This window comes from Streptococcus pseudopneumoniae (assembly GCF_038148955.1).
In the GTDB taxonomy this organism is placed as follows: domain Bacteria; phylum Bacillota; class Bacilli; order Lactobacillales; family Streptococcaceae; genus Streptococcus; species Streptococcus pseudopneumoniae_T.
This window is the reverse complement of record NZ_JBBJZY010000014.1, coordinates 1-17,596: the sequence shown is the minus strand read 5'-3', so window position 1 is coordinate 17,596 and position 17,596 is coordinate 1. Positions and strand designations below refer to the sequence as shown.

Below are 17,596 nucleotides of genomic sequence, written 5' to 3'. Positions count from 1 at the left end.
TCCTATTCCGCCTTTTCAATATCTTTTTTCATCTCGTCAACATTGAACTTAGCAAACAAGTATTGACGATCTTGGACTGGAAAACGTTGATCCAACTGATCAACTGCTCCCACCTCGATAATGCCTTCCTTGATAACAAAGTCCATGACATGCCCACCAAAGGTCAAATCATCTGAGATGAAGTGGAGATGATAGCCTGCTACACTAACCCCATGGAAAATCTCTGGGGTCCAGAAACCAACGATGGTCCCTGCGACATTGCCGCGACTATATTCAGGCTGATGGGTTGCGACCTCAGCAAACTTGGTATCTGGTGTCGACTTGGGAATCATGCGCACATGCATATGTGAAAATTCCCCACGAATCTTGATCGAGCGGAAAAGATTTTCCCCATCATAATAAGACTCGATTCGTTCTTCCAATTCCTTATCTGTCATCTCAAAGCGCTGGCGGAAAATGACTTCTGCCTGATGTGGTACTACTGCTGCGTAAGGAATAAGAGCCTCTGGTGACACTTCCACAATTTCTGGTTGCTCTCCTGAGCCTTTGGCTTGATAAGCCTTGCCATCCAAGACAATCAATTCTCCATCAATAGAATCCAAGGTTCCCAAACCAAGGTCACCATGCTCTAGCAATTCTCCTACTGTCATGGTACCACCATAAAGACCAGCCATCAAGGCTCCAAGGGTATTGTATTGAAATAATTTCACTGGTTCCTGCACGTTCTTATCCATTCTCTTTCTTGTCAGTTATACTCAATGAAAATCAAAGAGCAAACTAGGAAGCGAGCCGCAGATTGCTCAAAGCACTGCTTTGAGGTTGTAGATAAGACTGACGAAGTCAGCTCAAAACACTGTTTTGAGGTTGTGGATAGAACTGACGAAGTCAGTAACCATATCTACGGCAAGGCGAAGCTAACGTAGTTTGAAGAGATTTTCGAAGAGTATTATTCTATAAATGTTACTCCTAAGTATACCACATTTACCCCTAGATGTGAACGTGAGAAATACCCTAGACATTGCCAAGAAGGAAAAAAAAGGGTACAATGTAACAAAATCAAGGGAGGTCTGGAATGAAGAAACAAAGCAAGTACCAAGAAGTCGTTTCCTATCTAAAAAATGGCATCGAGTCTGGACGTTTTCCGACGGGAAGCCGCCTGCCTTCTATCCGTCAACTAAGCCTTGACTTTCACTGTAGCAAGGACACTATTCAACGCGCCCTACTGGAATTACGGCACGAACAATACCTCTATGCCAAGCCCCAGAGTGGCTACTATGTCTTAGAACAAGGAAACCACCAGGACCTAGAAATTGAGGTTACGGACGAACATGCCAGCGCCTATGACGATTTCCGACTCTGTGTCAATGAAACCTTGATTGGCCGAGAAAACTACCTCTTCAACTACTATGACAACCAAGAAGGATTAGAAGACTTAAGACAATCCATTCATAAACTCCTCTTTGACCAAGCCCTCTACTGCAAGGCTGACCAACTGGTACTGACTTCTGGGACCCAACAAGCCCTTTTCATCCTCTCTCAAATTTCCTTTCCTAGCCAAGCCAAGGAAATCTTGGTGGAACAGCCGACCTACCATCGAATGAATCGCCTCTTGATTGCTCAGGGATTGGACTATCAAACGATTGAACGAGGCATTGATGGAATTGACTTGGAGGAACTGGAAGTCCATTTCAAGACAGGAAAGATCAAGTTTTTCTATACCATTCCTCGTTTTCACTATCCTCTGGGGCATTCCTATTCTGAACAGGACAAAGGGGCTATTCTTGACTTAGCTTCCAAGTATGGTGTCTATATCGTAGAGGACGACTATCTGGGGGATTTGGACTCTAAAAAGGGTCAGACCTTCCACTATCTGGATACAGAGGAGCGGGTCATTTACATCAAGTCCTTCTCAACCAGCCTCTTTCCAGCCCTGCGGATAACGGCACTCATTCTTCCAAATACTATCAAGGAAGCCTTTGTGGCCTACAAAAATATCCTAGACTACGACAGCAATCTCATCATGCAAAAGGCCCTGTCACTCTATATCGACAGTCAATTATTTGAGAAAAACCGTTTAGCTCGCTTGGCCAATCAGGATGCTTACCAAAAACAAATCGAGGAAAGGTTAACTAAAACACCTTGTCCTCTTCCTCACTTTCCTCTTCACGATGGTGTATTGCTTGATCTAAGACAGTATCCTAAAATTGCCAGCCTCAAACATAGCCAACTAGATTTAGACTTCTTTGAAGAGGCTTACTTGGGTACCTGCCCTTACCAATTTGCCAAGGTGTCCTTAGACAATCTGGAAAATGTTTTAAACTATTTAAAAGCAGAATTGGAATAACCTCCAACTCTGCTTTTTCTTATTCTTCAACTTCTGTTAGGCTTGCTGCTTTTTCAAGATAGCTTTGGTAGGTGCCTTCATCCTTGAGTTTTTGGATAACCTTGTCCACCACTTCTTTCAAATCAGCATTATTTTTTCTAAGGGCAACTGCATTGGCTTCGCCGTCCTTCATCTTCAAGCTGACAGTTGCGACAGCTAGGTCTGCATTTTTAGCAGCATAACTAAGGGCAACAGGCTCATCCATATGAACAGCATCTACTTTTCCAGCCTGCAATTCATTGACTGCTTCCCCCATATTGATTAGGGAAGTTAATTGAGCTTTTGGCAATTGCTCCTTGACCATTGATTCTGGAACAGTCCCTTTTTGGGCTGCAATATTAGCACTTTCCAGGCTAGTCAAATCCTTGTATTTTTCTACATCAGCCTTACGAACCAAGAAACTAATCTTGTTTTCATAGTAAGGGATTGAAAAGTCAAAGACTTCTTTTCTCTCGTCAGTAGCGCTAATTCCCGCAACTGCTAGGTCAGCCTTACCAGTTTGTAGACTGGTTAAAACATTGTCAAAACTCATGCTTGAGATTTCCAACTTCACCCCAAGTTCATCAGCGATAGCTTGGGCCATATCAATATCCGCACCGACTACCTGATTTTTCCCGTCAACTAAAGACTGGAATTCAAAGGGTGCATAGTCAGGACTAGTCGCCACAACTAATTTCCCCTTTTGCTTAATGGCTTCAACAGCTGACTGAGAACCATTAGAACCTGACTGGCAAGCTACTAAGAAGAAACTTGCAAGAAAACTACATAAAACAAATATCCATTTTTTTGATTTCATAAATAAACAACCTCTCTGTTGATTTTGTATAATTATAACGCTATTCAAGCTACTTGTCAAGCACTTTTTCGAATTTTTATCTTAAAAATATTTTTTTCATTCAAGAAAAGGAGCTATCTGTTGATTTTAAGCTCCTTTTTATACATAATGAACCTATTTTATAGTTCGACAATCTTACCTGTTTCAAAGTAAACAACCCATTCACAGATATTCTTGGCATAGTCTCCAATGCGTTCCAAGAAGGCAATCACTTGGAAATAATCACGACCTGTAACAATGGCATCAGGATTTTTCTTGATTTCTTCTGTAGCCAAGTCACGAATGCTATCAAAGTAATGGTTGATTTTTTCGTCCATAGCTGCTACTTCATAGGCATGGTCTACTGAGCCATTCAGATAGAGTTCAAGGGCTGCTTCAACGAAATTCTTGACATCGCGACCCATTCTCTTGATTTCTTCTTCAACAGCTGGGATGCGTTGCTCCCCTTTCATACGAATTGCCGCTTTAGCAATAGAAACGGCATGGTCACCCATACGTTCCAAGTCAGATACAGCCTTCAATACTGTCAAAACAGTACGCAAGTCCTGAGAAACGGGTTGTTGGAGGGCAATCATTTCAAATGATTTCTTCTCCAATTTCACTTCGTATTCGTTTACTTCTGCATCGTCTTCGATGACTTCCTTGGCCAAATCACGGTCATGCGTAACAAAGGCACGCACTGTACGATTGATTTGGGATAGCACTTCTTGTCCCATAGCATAGAACTGGTTGTGCAATTTCTCCAAATCTTCTTCAAATTGAGAACGTAACATCATTTATCTCCTTATCCAAATTTTCCTGAAATATAATCTTCTGTTTCCTTGTGTTGTGGGTTGAGGAACATCTTCTTGGTATCGTTAAACTCAATCAAATCTCCATCTAGGAAAAATCCTGTCTTGTCAGAGATACGAGAGGCTTGTTGCATGGAACGCGTAACCAAGAGCATGGTGTATTTATCTTTTAGACCATACAAGGTTTCCTCAATCTTACCGGCCGAGATAGGGTCCAAGGCTGAAGTCGGTTCATCCAAGAGAATGATTTTAGGACTGGTTGCCAAGACACGGGCAACACAGACACGTTGCTGTTGTCCGCCTGAAAGCCCGATAGCTGAATCATGTAGGCGATCCTTGACCTCATCCCAGATAGAAGCTCGTTGTAGGGCTTTTTCTACCGCTTCATCCAGAACATGCTTATCCTTCACTCCATTGATACGAAGCCCGTAAACAACATTTTCGTAGATAGACATAGGGAAAGGGTTTGGTTGTTGGAAAACCATACCGATTTCCTTACGCAATTCAACTGTATCTGTACGCGGACTGTAGATGTTGTGGCCGTTGTAAACCACCGAACCAGTTGTGGTCACCTCTGGATTAAGATCCCCCATACGGTTGATAGCCTTGAGAAGGGTTGACTTCCCTGATCCAGAGGGACCGATCAAGGCTGTAATTTCCTTAGGTTGGAAAGATAAGGAAACACTATTCAAGGCCTTTTTTTGATTGTAGTAAATGGACAGGTCTGACACCTGTAAAATCGCTTCAGTCATACTGTTTCCTTTCTATCCAAAGTGTCCTGTTACGTAGTCATTGGTTGACTGTAGTTTGGCATTTTGGAAAATATTAGAGGTCTTATCGTACTCGATCAAGTCACCCAAGTAGAAAAATCCTGTGTAGTCACTAGCACGCGCAGCCTGCTGCATACTGTGGGTCACGATGATGATGGTAAAGTCCTTCTTCAATTCCAGCATGGTTTCTTCCAGCTGGGCTGTCGCAATCGGATCCAAAGCAGACGCAGGCTCATCCATCAAGAGGATATCTGGTTTAACAGAAATAGCACGAGCGATACAGAGACGTTGTTGCTGACCACCTGATAGGGTCAAGGCTGACTTGTGCAAATCGTCTTTGACTTGGTCCCAAAGGGCAGCCTGACGAAGAGAGGTTTCTACAATTTCATCCAAGACTTGCTTGTCCTTAACTCCTGAACGTTCATGGGCAAAAGTGATATTGCGGTAAATAGACTTGGCAAAGGGATTTGGGCGTTGGAAAACCATTCCGATGTGCTTACGCATCTCATAGACATTGATTTCTGGGCGGTTGACATCAATCCCTTGGTAGAGAATTTGACCTGTGACCTTGGCAATATCAATGGTATCATTCATCCGGTTGAGACTGCGAAGGTAGGTTGATTTTCCTGATCCAGAAGGACCAATCAAGGCTGTAATTTTATTTTTTTCAAATTGCATATCGATGCCCTTGATAGATTCTTTTTTACCGTAGTAAACATGTAAATCCTTGGTAGAGAGGGCCACTTTCTCTTCAGGAAAGGTGATGATATGCTTTTCATCCCAATTATATTTTGACATGGCTTCTCCTTTAGGCAGCGGTTAATTTCTTATGTAGATAGCTTCCGAGTTTGCGGGCTCCAAAGTTAAAGATGAGGATAAAGATGAGGAGCACGGCAGCAGAACCTGCTGACACAATGGTCCCATCAGGAATAGTTCCTTCGCTATTGACTTTCCAGATGTGGACAGCCAAGGTTTCTGCTTGACGGAAGATAGAGATTGGGCTCGTCACACTGAGAATATTCCAGTTAGACCAGTCAAGGGCTGGAGCAGATTGTCCTGCTGTATAGATAAGAGCTGCTGCCTCACCAAAAATACGACCAGAGGCCAAGACGACCCCAGTGACAATACCTGGAAGAGCTTCTGGAATGACCACATGGACCACAGTCTCCCAACGAGAAATCCCAAGAGCCAAACCAGCCTCACGCTGCGTATGGTGAACGTGTTTCAAACTATCCTCAACATTACGAGTCATCTGAGGTAGGTTAAAGACTGTCAAGGCCAAGGCTCCTGAAATGATTGAAAATCCATACTCAAACTGAACTACAAAAATCAAGTAACCAAAGAGACCTACAACCACTGATGGCAGTGAAGACAAGATTTCAATACAGGTTCTGACAAAATTGGTCACAGGACCTTTTTTGGCATATTCAGCTAGGAAAATCCCAGCCCCCATAGACAAGGGCACAGAGATAATCAAGGTAATAACCAATAGGAAGAAGGAATTATAAAGCTGAATTCCAATCCCTCCACCTGCTTGGTAAGATGATGATTTGCCAGTCAAGAAAGACCAAGAGATGTGGGGCAAACCACGAACCAAGATATAAAGAATCAAGGATGCCAAGATGGCAACGATGATTCCTGCAATCGAGTAGAGGACAGCTGTTGCAATTTTATCTAATTTCTTAGCGTGCATAGTTTTTCTTTCCTCTTTCTTTCGTAATCAATTTAATCACACTGTTGAAGGCCAAACTCATCAAAAGCAAGACTAAGGCCAGTGACCAGAGAACGTTATTATCGACAGTTCCCATAACAGTATTTCCGATACCCATGGTCAAAACAGAGGTCAAGGTCGCAGCAGGTGTTGTCAATGAAGTTGGGACAACGGCTGAGTTTCCGACCACCATCTGAATGGCCAAGGCCTCACCAAAGGCACGGGCCATCCCAAAGACCACTGCGGTGAAAATTCCTGAACGCGCTGCCTTCAAGGTCACGCGCCAGATGGTTTGCCAGCGAGTGGCTCCCATGGCTAAACTAGCCTCGCGGTAGTGACGAGGCACCGCACGCAAGCTATCAGTTGTCATAAAGGTTACCGTTGGTAAAATCATGACAAAGAGAACGAAAATCCCTGACAAAATCCCAAAACCAGTTCCACCAAAGACACTGCGGACAAAGGGAACTACGACCTGCAAACCAATAAATCCATACACAACTGAAGGAATCCCGACCAGCAATTCAATGGCTGGTTGCAAGATTCTAGCACCTTTTGGTGAGACTTCGGTCATAAAGACTGCCGCACCAATGGCAAAAGGAGTCGCGATAAGGGCTGACAGGATTGTGACAATAAAGGAACCCAAAATCATAGGAAGGGCACCAAATTGTTTACCTGAAGGATTCCAAGTTTGGCCAAAGAGGAAATCAAAGATATTGACTCCATTGACAAAGAAGGTCGACAAGCCTTTTTGGGCTACGAAGATTAAAATCATAGCCACAATGATGACAATCAAAGACAGACAGGCAAAGGTCAAGCCTTTTCCTAATTTCTCTAAACGAGAGTTCTTTGAGGGAGAAAGTAATTTTTTAGCTAATTCTTCTTGATTCATTATTGACTCCCTTCTAGTGCTGTCACCGTTCCGACAGCATCTTTTTCAACCTTCATTTCCTTGACAGAAATATAGCCCATCCCCTTAACGATTCCGCTTTGCGCTTCATCTGAGAGGACAAAGTTGAGAAACTCTGCCACCAATTCATTTGGTTGACCTAGGGTGTACATGTGTTCATAAGACCACAAAGGCCAGTTATTGGTTGTTACATTTTCTGCAATCGGCTCATAGCCGTTCAATTTCATGCGTTTAACTGAGTCATCCACATAGGCAAAAGCTAGGTAAGAAATGGCTCCTGGTGTCTGGGAAACAATGTTTTTGACCATCCCATTTGAATCCTGTTCTTGACTCTGAATGGCAGAGTGGCCATCCATAACCACACTATCAAAGGTTGCACGCGAACCAGAACTTGCTGCACGGTTGATAATAGAGATGGCTAGGTCTTTCCCTCCAACCTCTTTCCAGTTGGTTACTTGGCCTGTGAAGATGCTACGGAGTTGTTCAGTTGTCAGATTTTCAACATTAACCTCCTTGTTTACAATCACCGCCAAGCCTGCTACAGCTACCTTATGGTCCACTAGAGCGGATGCGTTGATACCGTCTTTTTCCTCGGCAAATACGTCTGAATTTCCTACATCAACGGCTCCAGATTGAACCTGAGACAAACCTGTACCAGATCCTCCACCTTGGACGTTGACTGTTTTTCCAACGTGCATAGAGCCAAATTCATCTGCTGCTGCCTCGACCAAAGGCTGAAGAGCCGTTGAACCAACAGCTGTCATGGATTCCCCACGATCAATCCAGCTAGCACATCCCGCCAAAGAACCTGCCAGCAAAAGAGCCGCAAGGGATAGAGCGAGTTTTTTCCTTTTTTTCACTGTTTTTCTCCTTGAAAATAATGGTGAATGCTGTGAATTTTTTCAACTATTTATTTATGTTTTTCTTTTGATAATTGGGAGCCAACTGAAGTTCTTATACTCAATGAAAATCAAAGAGCAAACTAGGAAACTAGCCGCAGGCTGTACTTGAGTACGGCAAGGCGACGTTGACGCGGTTTGAATTTGATTTTCGAAGAGTATTAGCTTGGTTTAACTAGAAATTTGCTTAGTTGCCTTGCCCACCAATTTTGACTTAAAATGAAAGACAATTTGAAAAAAATCCATACTTCCACTATAACATAGACAAGCTACTTTGACTAGCATTTTCACTTGAATCTGAGGCCTTTAGGAAAATAATTTTTCAAAACATTTCCAGTCACTTTAGCAAAGCCCAAACCATTGCCCTGAACCAAAACTTGGTACCAACCATTTGGCAGACTTTCCGCCAGCTGAACGGTTTCTCCAGCGACATACTTTACAAACGCTTCTTGGTCAATTGTAACCGACTGCTTGACCTGACTCGGTTTCAAGGCTAGTCCAAGAGCGAAACTTGGTTCAAAGCGTTTCTTCTTAAAGGTACCCAGATGCAGGCCATTCCGAGCTATCTTGAGTTTCCCTAAATCTGGTAAAAGTTCCGGCAAGAGATAAAGCTGGTCTCCAAAAGTCTGCAAGATTCCCGGTAGATTAACTTTCAAGTGGTTTTGGGCAAATTCCTGCCACAAGGCAACTTGTTCTCGGCTGAGATTGCTCTTACTTGCCTTAAATTTAGGGGCTGAATTTTCACCCTTAAACTGTAGATGGGCTACAAACTGCCCTTCTCCCTTAAAATGATGAGGATACATCCGAGCTGTTTCTGGCAGGTCAATGCCAGCTACCATTCCATTGATATGTTCAACTGGCAACAAATCAAAATCATACTCCTCCAGTAGCCAACTGACAATCTCTTCGTTTTCCTCAGGTGCCCAGGTGCAGGTCGAATAAACCAGACGACCGCCTTCTGCTAGCATGGTCACCGCATCCTCCAGAATTTCTCTTTGCAAGCTAGCACATTGACTCGGATAATCTAAGCTCCAATAGTCCATAGCATCTGGTTGCTTACGAAACATCCCTTCACCAGAGCAAGGGGCATCAAGGACAATGAGGTCAAAATAGCCTTTAAAGACCTTGGCCAAGCGGTCTGCAGATTCATTGGTCACCACAACATTTGTCGCTCCAAAGCGCTCCATGTTTTCTACTAAAATCTTAGCCCGTTTGCTTGAAATTTCATTGGAAACCAGGATACCTTCACCTGCTAGATAGGCTGCCAGCTGAGTTGATTTACCACCCGGTGCAGCAGCCAGATCCAAGACCTTCATTCCAGGACTGGGTTGGGCGACCTGAGCCACCATCTGGGCAGCGGGTTCTTGCGAATAAACCAAACCAGTAGCATGCTCAGGTGATTTTCCTGAAACCTTCCCATAATGGCCCCAAGGGGTTTGAGGAATGGCATCAGGAAAGGAAACTGGCGCTTCTTTTAAGGGATTGACCCGAAAGGCCGAAACCGCTTCCTCCTCAAAAGAGGCAAGAAAATCTCTTGCCTCATCTACTAGTATCTCTTCATATTTTTCAACAAATCCTTCTGGAAATTGCATTTAAGTTCTTTTCCTTTCGTAAATATAGGACTGAATTTCCTCCTGCATCTCAAGAGGTACCATCATAACAGGCTGTCTGGTTTGAAAATCAAGAGCTTGCCCAGAAAGGGTCACAACCCGATAGCCCAGACTTTCCCCTAAAATACTAGCCGCAGCATAATCCCATGGTTGCAGATAGGTGACATAGGTTAACAAACGCCCTGACAAAATCTTGGCAAAACTAATGGCCGCACTGCCATAGACACGAACACCGAGGACCGCTCGACTCAAATCAGCCAAGCCCCATTCATTGGTTTCCAGCATGCCACTATTCCCTGCAATGAGAAAATCTCCAAGTGGTTTTGCTTTAAAGGGAGCTAGGGGTTTATCATTTCGGCAGACTGGAAACTTACCACCACCGTGATAACAATCCCCCTTGACTACATCATAAATCAGACCAAACTGGCCCTGACCATTTTCAAAATAAGCCATCATAACAGCAAAATCTTCCTGCTGGGCTACAAAATTATTGGTACCATCAATGGGATCAATGATCCACACCTTGCCCTCTTTCACCGAAGCACGCAAACAGCCCTCTTCAGCACAAATCTTATCCTCAGGATAACGGGACAAAATCTCACTAACCAAAAGCTCCTGAACTTCCTTGTCCAGTCTGGTCACCAAGTCTGTAGGAGAGGACTTGGTCTCAACACGCAAGTCTTCCTGCATGTGGTCAAGGATATACTGGCCCGCTTTCTTAATTAGCTCTTTAGCAAATTCAAATTTACTTTCCAAGAGAAATCTTTCCTTCCCCTTTTTCCTTGGCAGCCTGAACTGCTCGGTAAAGCGAATAGCCACTCACCGTTTCAAATTCTCGTCCCAAACGTTTCTCTTCACTCTTGCTTGGCACAACCAATTTGAATCCCTTATAGGAGTCCAGCAGCTTTTTAGCCTCTACCTTGCCTTCATAGGCAGCTTCAAGATCATTAAAAAAAGAAAGCACTGAAGCAAGTTCTTCAGTGCTCCACGACAAATCTAGTGGGTAACTATACTGTTTGTTCATTAACTAATACCAGCTCTCATTCTTGCTTCTTTTAGTTCTTGCTTACGGTAACTACGAGGGAGAAAAGCACGAATCTCATCTTCATTAAAACCGATCTGCATGCGTTTAGCATCAATAATAATGGGACGACGCAAAAGACTAGGGTACTGCTCAATCAAATGAAGCAATTCCGATACCGAAATACTCTCTACATCAATATTCAATTTTTGAAAAATTTTTGAACGAGTTGAAATGATGTCATCAGTACCATTTTCGGTCAAGGAAAGGATGTGTTGCAATTCTTTTCTTGTTAAAGGACTGGTCATAATATTGTGTTCCACAAAGGGAACCTTATGTTTTTCTAACCAGGCCTTCGCCTTACGACATGATGTACAGCTCGGTGATAGAAATAGTGTAATCATGCTTTTCTCTTCTTATCTATACTTTGCTACTTCTATTATACAAAAAAATAAAGCGCTTGACTAGAGATTTTTAGAAAAAAAGCCTATTTTTTCAAGAAAAATAGACTGTTCGCGAACGATTGACACAATTGGATTTGCTTAATTCATTCTTAACGATGGTTTCAAATGATATACAATTTTATATATACAAATTAAAAACATCTTTCTTTTTTCGTCCTACGACTTTTCAGGTATAGAAAACCAAAGAAGCTTTCATAGAGGGCAAAAAAGAGGAGGAAGGCATGAAGAAAAAAGGTCTCTGGCAAAATCAGAATAACTGGATCCTTGGCTGGATCAAAAAGCCAGGTATCATCTCCCACAAAGAGAATTTGATGGAAAAGAGTAAAGAATTGGTCAAAACCAATCAAAACTCCCCCAAGCCCAATCAGCAAAGGTAAGACGACTAGAGCCAGAAGCCCCTTACTAAATAGAGACAAAAAGCCCTTTTTCACAATTCCTTTGACAAAGAAATAGAAACTGGGCAGTGTCACTAGGCCAACTAGCTGTACCAAGTGAAAGAGATTCTTGACCACCGCAAAGTGATGTAGCCCAGCTGCTGACGAACGAAAATCAGGCATCTTTAGGACCTGACTAAAAGGATTGGTCAGGTAATTCATCAAGATATGAAAATTGTACTGAATGGTTTCTGGTTTTAAATAGACCCGATCTGTTAAATTCAGCCACTGAATTTCCAGCGGATAAAAAATCCAAGCCAGATAAATGGTCAGAAGGATTAAGAGGGAGAAGAGAAAGAGCATAGAGCCCCAAAAGGTCAGTTTAGTTTTCATCAAAATCCCACTCCGCTAGGCTAGAAACCACATGTGTCGGTGCGATTGGCAGGCCAGCTACTTCTTCTGCCTTGGTAAAACCAGTAGTCACCAAGAGCGTTGGAATACCATTGTCAATCCCTGCTCGGATATCTGTCAGATAGTTGTCCCCAACCATAATCAACTCTTCACGCTGCAAACCTAAGTGCTCAACTGCCTTGTCCATGATGATGGCATTTGGTTTTCCGATATAAACAGGTTTCACTCTTGTTGCCACTTCAAGCAGGGTAATCAGTGAACCAGCACCTGGCAAAAGACCTCGTTCTGTAGGGATGTTGAGGTCAGGATTGGTGCCTATAAAGTGGGCACCCTTTTGGATCGCAAGAGTTGCTGTAGCAAATTTTTCATAGTCGACTTGCCAGTCCAGTCCTACTACCACATAGGCTGGATTTTCCTTGTCTTCAACATAACCAGCCGCCTTGATGGCTTCCTTGAGGCCTGCTTCTCCAATAACATAGACCGTCTTTTCAAGCCCCAAGTCGTTCATATAGTCGATAGTTGCCAAGGTTGCTGTGTAGACAGTCGATAGGGGCGTATCGATATTAAAATTCTGAGCCAGCATCTCCTGAACACTCTCTGGAGTGCGAGTTGTATTGTTGGTCACAAAGAGATAAGGGATGTCCCGCTTTTGCAATTCATGAATAAAAGCCTCTCCTGCTGGAATTCTGTCTTTCCCTTTATAAATGGTTCCGTCTAAATCAATTAAATAGCCTTTATATTTCATATTTTCTCTTTAATCCTTTTTTATTTCTTGCCATGTGATGATGGCTTGGGCATTGGTAGCACCGTCGCTTGTAATTTCATGCTTGCTTTCCAGTCCAGTCCCTTCAACAGCCGATGTAATCACTCCACCTGGTCGAACTTCCTTGACATACTTGAGGTTGATTTTCTTGGGAATATACTGGGTCAAAAATTCCGCTCCCATGACCTCAAAAATCCAGTCCAAGTATTTACTGTTATTGACATGACCATTCATATCCAAGTCGTAAAAACGGACATGGTAATCCTTGCTGACTGGCTCTTCCAAGGAATTATACTTTGGGCCACGGATGAGTTTTTTATGAAACTCAGACTGGTAAGGAGCCACAATCTCTGGTTCGACAGCATGGACTTTTCGACTGTCTCGATCCATAAGAACAAAGGTCGCCATCATGTGAATGAGCTCCTGCCCTGCTTCATCATAAATGGTAAAGCGACGATAGCAAAAAAGTCGATTGTAGCTCAAAGCTTCCGTTTCGATGGTGATTTCTTCCGCAAAACGAGGCAAACGAACCACTTCAATATCGTATTCTGTGATAATCCAAACCAGATTATGCTCTTCCAAAATGGCCTTATCACTAACTCCCAGTTCAATCGACTGCATCCCTGAAACTTGCAGAGACAGCAAAATCACATCTGGAAGTTTGATATGACCGTTCATATCCGCCATATCAAAAGGAATTTTCATTTTCATTTGATAAATTAAGCCCATGATCCTACTCCAAAATAAATCGTTCTGCTACAGTGTCTCCTAAAAAGAGACCTCGCTTTGTCATGCGAACTCGGTCACCCTCAACCTGCATGAGACCTTGTTGCACCAAGTCTCTGACAATTTCTCCATAGAGCCCCTCAAAAGACCTGCCAAATTTTTCCTCAAATCTGCTCATGGAAACCCCGGATTTCTTGCGGAGACCTAGGAACATTTCTTCTTCCATTTGCTCTTTTTGGCTCAGGTGCTCCTCTGTGATACGAGCATTGCCTTCCTCAACCGCACTGAGATAATGACGAATGGGACCATGATTTTTATAACGAACACCATTGACATAACCAGATGCCCCAGCACCGATGCCATAGTATTCAGCATTATCCCAGTACATGAGATTGTGGCGACTTTCAAAACCGGGTTTGGAGAAATTGGAAATCTCATAATGCTCAAAACCAGCTCGCTCCAGCTCAGCAATGATGTACTCAAACATCTCCGCTTCCAGCTCCTCCTTAGGCAGAGGCAATTTCCCTCGTCGCATCCGGTTCATAAAGACCGTGTGATTTTCTAAAATCAAGCTATACAAACTCATATGAGGAATATCCAATCCAATGGCTTTAGCCACATTTTCCTTGACTTGCTCCATAGTCTGACCAGGCAGCGCATAAATCAAATCAATGGAGATATTGTCAAAACCAGCCAATTTCAGACGGTCGATATTTTCATAAATATCCTTCTCCAAATGACTGCGCCCAATTTTTTTCAGCATCTTGTTATCAAAAGTTTGCACACCTAGTGAAACACGATTGACAGCCGAGTTCTTCAAAACAGCAATCTTATCCGCGTCCAAGTCGCCTGGATTGGCTTCAATGGTCAACTCCTCCAAGACAGACAAGTCCAAGTTTTCAGTCAAGCCCTTCAATAACACCTCCAGTTGTGACGCTGACAGGGCTGTCGGTGTCCCACCACCGATGTAAAGGGTTCGTAACTTTTGAATGTCATAAGAACGAAACTCTTCCAGTAAATGCTCCAAATAGCTGTCGACTGGCTGATTCTTGATGAAGACCTTTGAAAAGTCACAATAATAACAAATCTGGGTACAAAATGGGATGTGCACATAGGCTGATGTTGGTTTCTTCTGCATAGTAATTATTATACCATAAAGACTAGATTCCAGATAAAAATCACCATCCCCAGATACATAGTCCGTCCGGAGATGGTGATGGTTTATTCTTCTGTTGTATCAATCACAATCTCTTCTGATTCATCAAGAGTTTCGGCCTTTTCTTGCCATTGCTCTTTGAGATTATTGAATCGATCTTTTGATACTTCTGTCGCTTGACGAGCACATGATTTTGCTTGAGCAAGTACACTGTCCACAGTGATTTCACCTGACTCGACCTGTTCTTTGGTTTTCAGAACGAAATCTGTAGCCTGCTCCTTGACTTCTGTCAGTTTTTCACAGACCTGCTCCTTGGCATACTCAGGATCTTCTCTCAAATCATCCAGAAAATCTTGAGCCTGACTGCAAACTTGTTTGCCCTTGTCACTTGTTAAAAACAAGGCAAGAGCTGTACCTGAAACAGTTCCTAAAAGGATTGAGGATAGTTTACCCATAAGGATTCTCCTTTTTTATTTTTTTAAAAATTTACTTGCAAGACGAAGAGCTGACAAACTTGCCCCAGTCTTGAGTGTTTTTGAACCTGCTGATGAAGCTTTCTTACTCAAGACACGCGCATGGTCATTGAGGTCTGAAACAGATAGAGATAAATCTGCAACAGCATTAAAGAGTGGATCAATCGTTGCCACCTTGACATTGATATCATCTGCCAAGACATTAACCTTGGCCAGCAATTCATTGGTATGATGCAAGGTCACATCCACATCTGAAGTCAAGGTTTTAATCGTCTTCTCTGTTTCATCGATAACACGGCCAAGTTTTTGTACAGTGATAATCAGATAGACCAAAAAGACAATCAAAGCTAGGGCGACAAGAATATATGCAACTTCTAACATTTAGTTTTCCTCCTCTGTAACATAGTAAGGGGCCTTCTTTCGATTTTGATATAGAATGATAAAAATACCGAGACCGATAAGGACAACTGATAGCCACTGAGATACTCGAAGACCAAAGAACATGAGGCTATCTGTTCGCATGCCTTCGATGACCATACGACCAAAACCATACCAAATCAAGTAGAAAGCCGTGATATGACCTCGTCTGAGACTCTTCCATTTTCGTCTGAATATCAAAATCAAAGCAAAGCCAAGTAGGTTCCATAGAGACTCATAAAGGAAGGTCGGCTGACGGTAGCTCCCTTCAATATACATCTGGTCACGGATGAAGCCAGGTAAATAATCCAAATTATCCACTGCTGCACCATAAGCTTCTTGGTTAAAGAAATTGCCCCAGCGACCCAAACTTTGGGCTATCATGACGCTAGGCGCTGCAATATCTAGAAAATCCCAAGTATTGATGAGTTTACGATCAGCAAAGATATAGAGTACAAGGGCACCAGTTATCAAACCACCGTAAATGGCCAAACCACCATTCCAAATGGCAAAAACCTCTCCCAAATTCTGACTATAGTAATCAAAACGGAAAATGACATAGTAGAGACGAGCTCCTAAAATAGCCAAAGGAAAGGCTATCAAGATAAAATCTAAAATATCGTCTGGTATGATCTTCTTTCTAGGCGCTTCTTTCATGGTCAAATAAACCGCAAGAATCAAGCCTGTCACAATACACAAGGCATACCAACGAATGGCTAGAGGGCCTAGATGAATAGCAATTGGATCAAGCATTAGGCACCTCGTTTTGAGCAATAAGTTTTGTCAAGCGTTCTTCGAACAAACGCGTCGCATCAAAGCCCATTTCCTTAGCACGATAATTCATGGCAGCAGCCTCAATCACGACAGAAATATTACGACCTGTTTTAACTGGAATACGGATACGAGGAATGGCTACACCAGAAATTTCTAGTTCCTCTGGATTGTTGCCAAGACGATCAAAAGTTTTATGCGTATCGTAATTTTCCAAATAGACAGCAAGCTGAACCTGTGAAGAATCCTTGACAGCACTGGCACCGTAGAGACTCATAACATCGATAATACCAACCCCACGAATTTCAATCAGGTGTCTCAAGATTTCAGCCGGTTCACCCCAAAGAGTAATCTCGTCCTTGGCAAAGATATCGACACGGTCATCAGCTACCAAGCGGTGACCACGTTTGACAAGCTCTAGACCTGTCTCACTCTTACCGATTCCACTATCGCCCTGAATCAAGACACCCATTCCATAGATATCCATCAAGACACCGTGCACACTGGTCCGTTCTGCCAAACGAGAATCCAGATAGCTAGATAACTCTCCAGACAAACGACTAGTAGCTGTACGGCTGGTTAAAATGGCAATCTTACATTCTCTGGCTGCCTTTAACATCTCCTCTGGAACCACCAAACCACGGGCAACAATGACCGCAGGTGTCTCAGGTAGAAACATTTTTTTCAAAACTTCATAACGGCTGTTGGAAGGCATGCTGATCAGATAAGACCACTCCTTCATTCCCAAAAGTTGAATCCGCTCTGGCGTGTAGTAGTCAAAATAACCTGTCATTTCAAGACCAGGTCGCGTAATGTCCGCTGTATTGATTTCCTTTTCAAGCAATTCTGGTTCGCCATAGACAATGTCTAGTCTAAGCTTTTCAATCACTTCTTTTACTAAAACCGACATCATTTCCTCCTTCAAATGAGTTCTTCTCTCTATTATATCAAATTGTAAGAGGATATTTGAGATTTTTGCAGGCTTTGGAGTATTTATTTATACTCAATGAAAATCAAAGAGCAAACTAGGAAACTAGCCGCAGGTTGCTCAAAGCACTGCTTTGAGGTTGTAGATAAGACTGACAAAGTCAGCTCAAAACACTGTTTTGAGGTT

The 17,596-nt window shown here is 42.8% G+C and carries 22 protein-coding genes; 2 read left to right on the top strand and 20 right to left on the bottom strand.

Features of this window, described 5'->3' with window-relative positions:
• Positions 1–2: 2 nt before the first annotated feature.
• Positions 3–734 (bottom strand): acetolactate decarboxylase, encoded by a 732-nt coding sequence (gene budA, locus WKI23_RS06225; RefSeq protein ID WP_368079304.1) that lies wholly within the window; start codon positions 732–734, stop codon positions 3–5.
• A 24-nt stretch (positions 735–758) separates the two neighbouring features.
• Between budA and WKI23_RS06220 the strand changes: the two genes are divergently transcribed.
• Positions 759–923, top strand: coding sequence for a hypothetical protein (locus tag WKI23_RS06220; protein ID WP_368079303.1), 165 nt, complete (start codon positions 759–761; stop codon positions 921–923).
• Positions 924–1,072: 149 nt separating this feature from the next.
• Positions 1,073–2,344 (top strand): PLP-dependent aminotransferase family protein, encoded by a 1,272-nt coding sequence (locus WKI23_RS06215; RefSeq protein ID WP_368079302.1) that lies wholly within the window; start codon positions 1,073–1,075, stop codon positions 2,342–2,344.
• Positions 2,345–2,363: 19 nt separating this feature from the next.
• On the opposite strand, the gene WKI23_RS06210 is transcribed toward WKI23_RS06215, so the two are convergent.
• The 19 genes from WKI23_RS06210 to hprK form a co-directional block, all read right to left on the bottom strand.
• Positions 2,364–3,179 carry an ABC transporter substrate-binding protein gene (locus tag WKI23_RS06210; protein ID WP_301352754.1) on the bottom strand — a complete coding sequence of 272 codons (816 nt, stop codon included), beginning with the start codon at positions 3,177–3,179 and terminating at the stop codon, positions 2,364–2,366.
• A 158-nt stretch (positions 3,180–3,337) separates the two neighbouring features.
• Positions 3,338–3,991 (bottom strand): phosphate signaling complex protein PhoU, encoded by a 654-nt coding sequence (gene phoU / locus WKI23_RS06205; protein WP_368079301.1) that lies wholly within the window; start codon positions 3,989–3,991, stop codon positions 3,338–3,340.
• An 11-nt stretch (positions 3,992–4,002) separates the two neighbouring features.
• Positions 4,003–4,761: a phosphate ABC transporter ATP-binding protein PstB gene (gene pstB, locus WKI23_RS06200; RefSeq protein ID WP_368079300.1), complete on the bottom strand. Its 759-nt coding sequence runs from the start codon at positions 4,759–4,761 to the stop codon at positions 4,003–4,005.
• Positions 4,762–4,773: 12 nt separating this feature from the next.
• Positions 4,774–5,577, bottom strand: coding sequence for a phosphate ABC transporter ATP-binding protein PstB (gene pstB, locus WKI23_RS06195; protein ID WP_368079299.1), 804 nt, complete (start codon positions 5,575–5,577; stop codon positions 4,774–4,776).
• 10 nt (positions 5,578–5,587) lie between these two features.
• The gene (pstA, locus tag WKI23_RS06190; protein ID WP_000543046.1) at positions 5,588–6,472 is read right to left on the bottom strand and encodes a phosphate ABC transporter permease PstA; all 885 of its coding nucleotides are present in this window, start codon (positions 6,470–6,472) and stop codon (positions 5,588–5,590) included.
• Positions 6,462–7,379: a phosphate ABC transporter permease subunit PstC gene (gene pstC, locus WKI23_RS06185; RefSeq protein WP_001070903.1), complete on the bottom strand. Its 918-nt coding sequence runs from the start codon at positions 7,377–7,379 to the stop codon at positions 6,462–6,464. Before pstC ends, pstA begins: the two co-directional genes overlap by 11 nt.
• Complete coding sequence (locus tag WKI23_RS06180; protein ID WP_368079298.1) at positions 7,379–8,257, bottom strand: phosphate ABC transporter substrate-binding protein PstS family protein; 879 nt, start codon at positions 8,255–8,257, stop codon at positions 7,379–7,381. Before WKI23_RS06180 ends, pstC begins: the two co-directional genes overlap by 1 nt.
• A 326-nt stretch (positions 8,258–8,583) precedes the next feature.
• On the bottom strand, positions 8,584–9,888 hold the full coding sequence (locus WKI23_RS06175) for an RsmF rRNA methyltransferase first C-terminal domain-containing protein (protein WP_368079297.1): 1,305 nt from the start codon (positions 9,886–9,888) through the stop codon (positions 8,584–8,586).
• Entirely contained in the window at positions 9,889–10,662 is a 774-nt protein-coding gene (locus WKI23_RS06170; RefSeq protein ID WP_368079296.1) for an inositol monophosphatase family protein, read from the bottom strand. It abuts the gene before it with no gap.
• The gene (locus WKI23_RS06165) at positions 10,652–10,930 is read right to left on the bottom strand and encodes a UPF0223 family protein (RefSeq protein ID WP_368079295.1); all 279 of its coding nucleotides are present in this window, start codon (positions 10,928–10,930) and stop codon (positions 10,652–10,654) included. The genes WKI23_RS06170 and WKI23_RS06165 overlap by 11 nt, the downstream gene beginning before the upstream one ends.
• On the bottom strand, positions 10,930–11,331 hold the full coding sequence (locus WKI23_RS06160; RefSeq protein ID WP_000631259.1) for a Spx/MgsR family RNA polymerase-binding regulatory protein: 402 nt from the start codon (positions 11,329–11,331) through the stop codon (positions 10,930–10,932). Before WKI23_RS06160 ends, WKI23_RS06165 begins: the two co-directional genes overlap by 1 nt.
• A 191-nt stretch (positions 11,332–11,522) precedes the next feature.
• Positions 11,523–12,158: a TIGR01906 family membrane protein gene (locus WKI23_RS06155; RefSeq protein WP_368079294.1), complete on the bottom strand. Its 636-nt coding sequence runs from the start codon at positions 12,156–12,158 to the stop codon at positions 11,523–11,525.
• Complete coding sequence (locus tag WKI23_RS06150) at positions 12,148–12,921, bottom strand: TIGR01457 family HAD-type hydrolase (RefSeq protein WP_368079293.1); 774 nt, start codon at positions 12,919–12,921, stop codon at positions 12,148–12,150. Before WKI23_RS06150 ends, WKI23_RS06155 begins: the two co-directional genes overlap by 11 nt.
• 9 nt (positions 12,922–12,930) lie before the next feature.
• Complete coding sequence (locus WKI23_RS06145; protein WP_368079292.1) at positions 12,931–13,668, bottom strand: acyl-[acyl-carrier-protein] thioesterase; 738 nt, start codon at positions 13,666–13,668, stop codon at positions 12,931–12,933.
• Positions 13,669–13,672: 4 nt separating this feature from the next.
• Positions 13,673–14,803, bottom strand: coding sequence for a radical SAM family heme chaperone HemW (gene hemW, locus WKI23_RS06140; protein WP_368079291.1), 1,131 nt, complete (start codon positions 14,801–14,803; stop codon positions 13,673–13,675).
• Between the two features lie 83 nt (positions 14,804–14,886).
• The gene (locus tag WKI23_RS06135; protein WP_368079290.1) at positions 14,887–15,276 is read right to left on the bottom strand and encodes a YtxH domain-containing protein; all 390 of its coding nucleotides are present in this window, start codon (positions 15,274–15,276) and stop codon (positions 14,887–14,889) included.
• Positions 15,277–15,291: 15 nt separating this feature from the next.
• Complete coding sequence (locus WKI23_RS06130; RefSeq protein WP_050389901.1) at positions 15,292–15,675, bottom strand: DUF948 domain-containing protein; 384 nt, start codon at positions 15,673–15,675, stop codon at positions 15,292–15,294.
• A complete protein-coding gene (gene lgt, locus WKI23_RS06125) occupies positions 15,676–16,464 on the bottom strand; it encodes a prolipoprotein diacylglyceryl transferase (RefSeq protein WP_368079289.1) in 789 nt (262 codons plus the stop codon).
• A complete protein-coding gene (gene hprK, locus WKI23_RS06120) occupies positions 16,457–17,392 on the bottom strand; it encodes an HPr(Ser) kinase/phosphatase (protein WP_368079288.1) in 936 nt (311 codons plus the stop codon). Before hprK ends, lgt begins: the two co-directional genes overlap by 8 nt.
• Positions 17,393–17,596 lie beyond the last annotated feature (204 nt).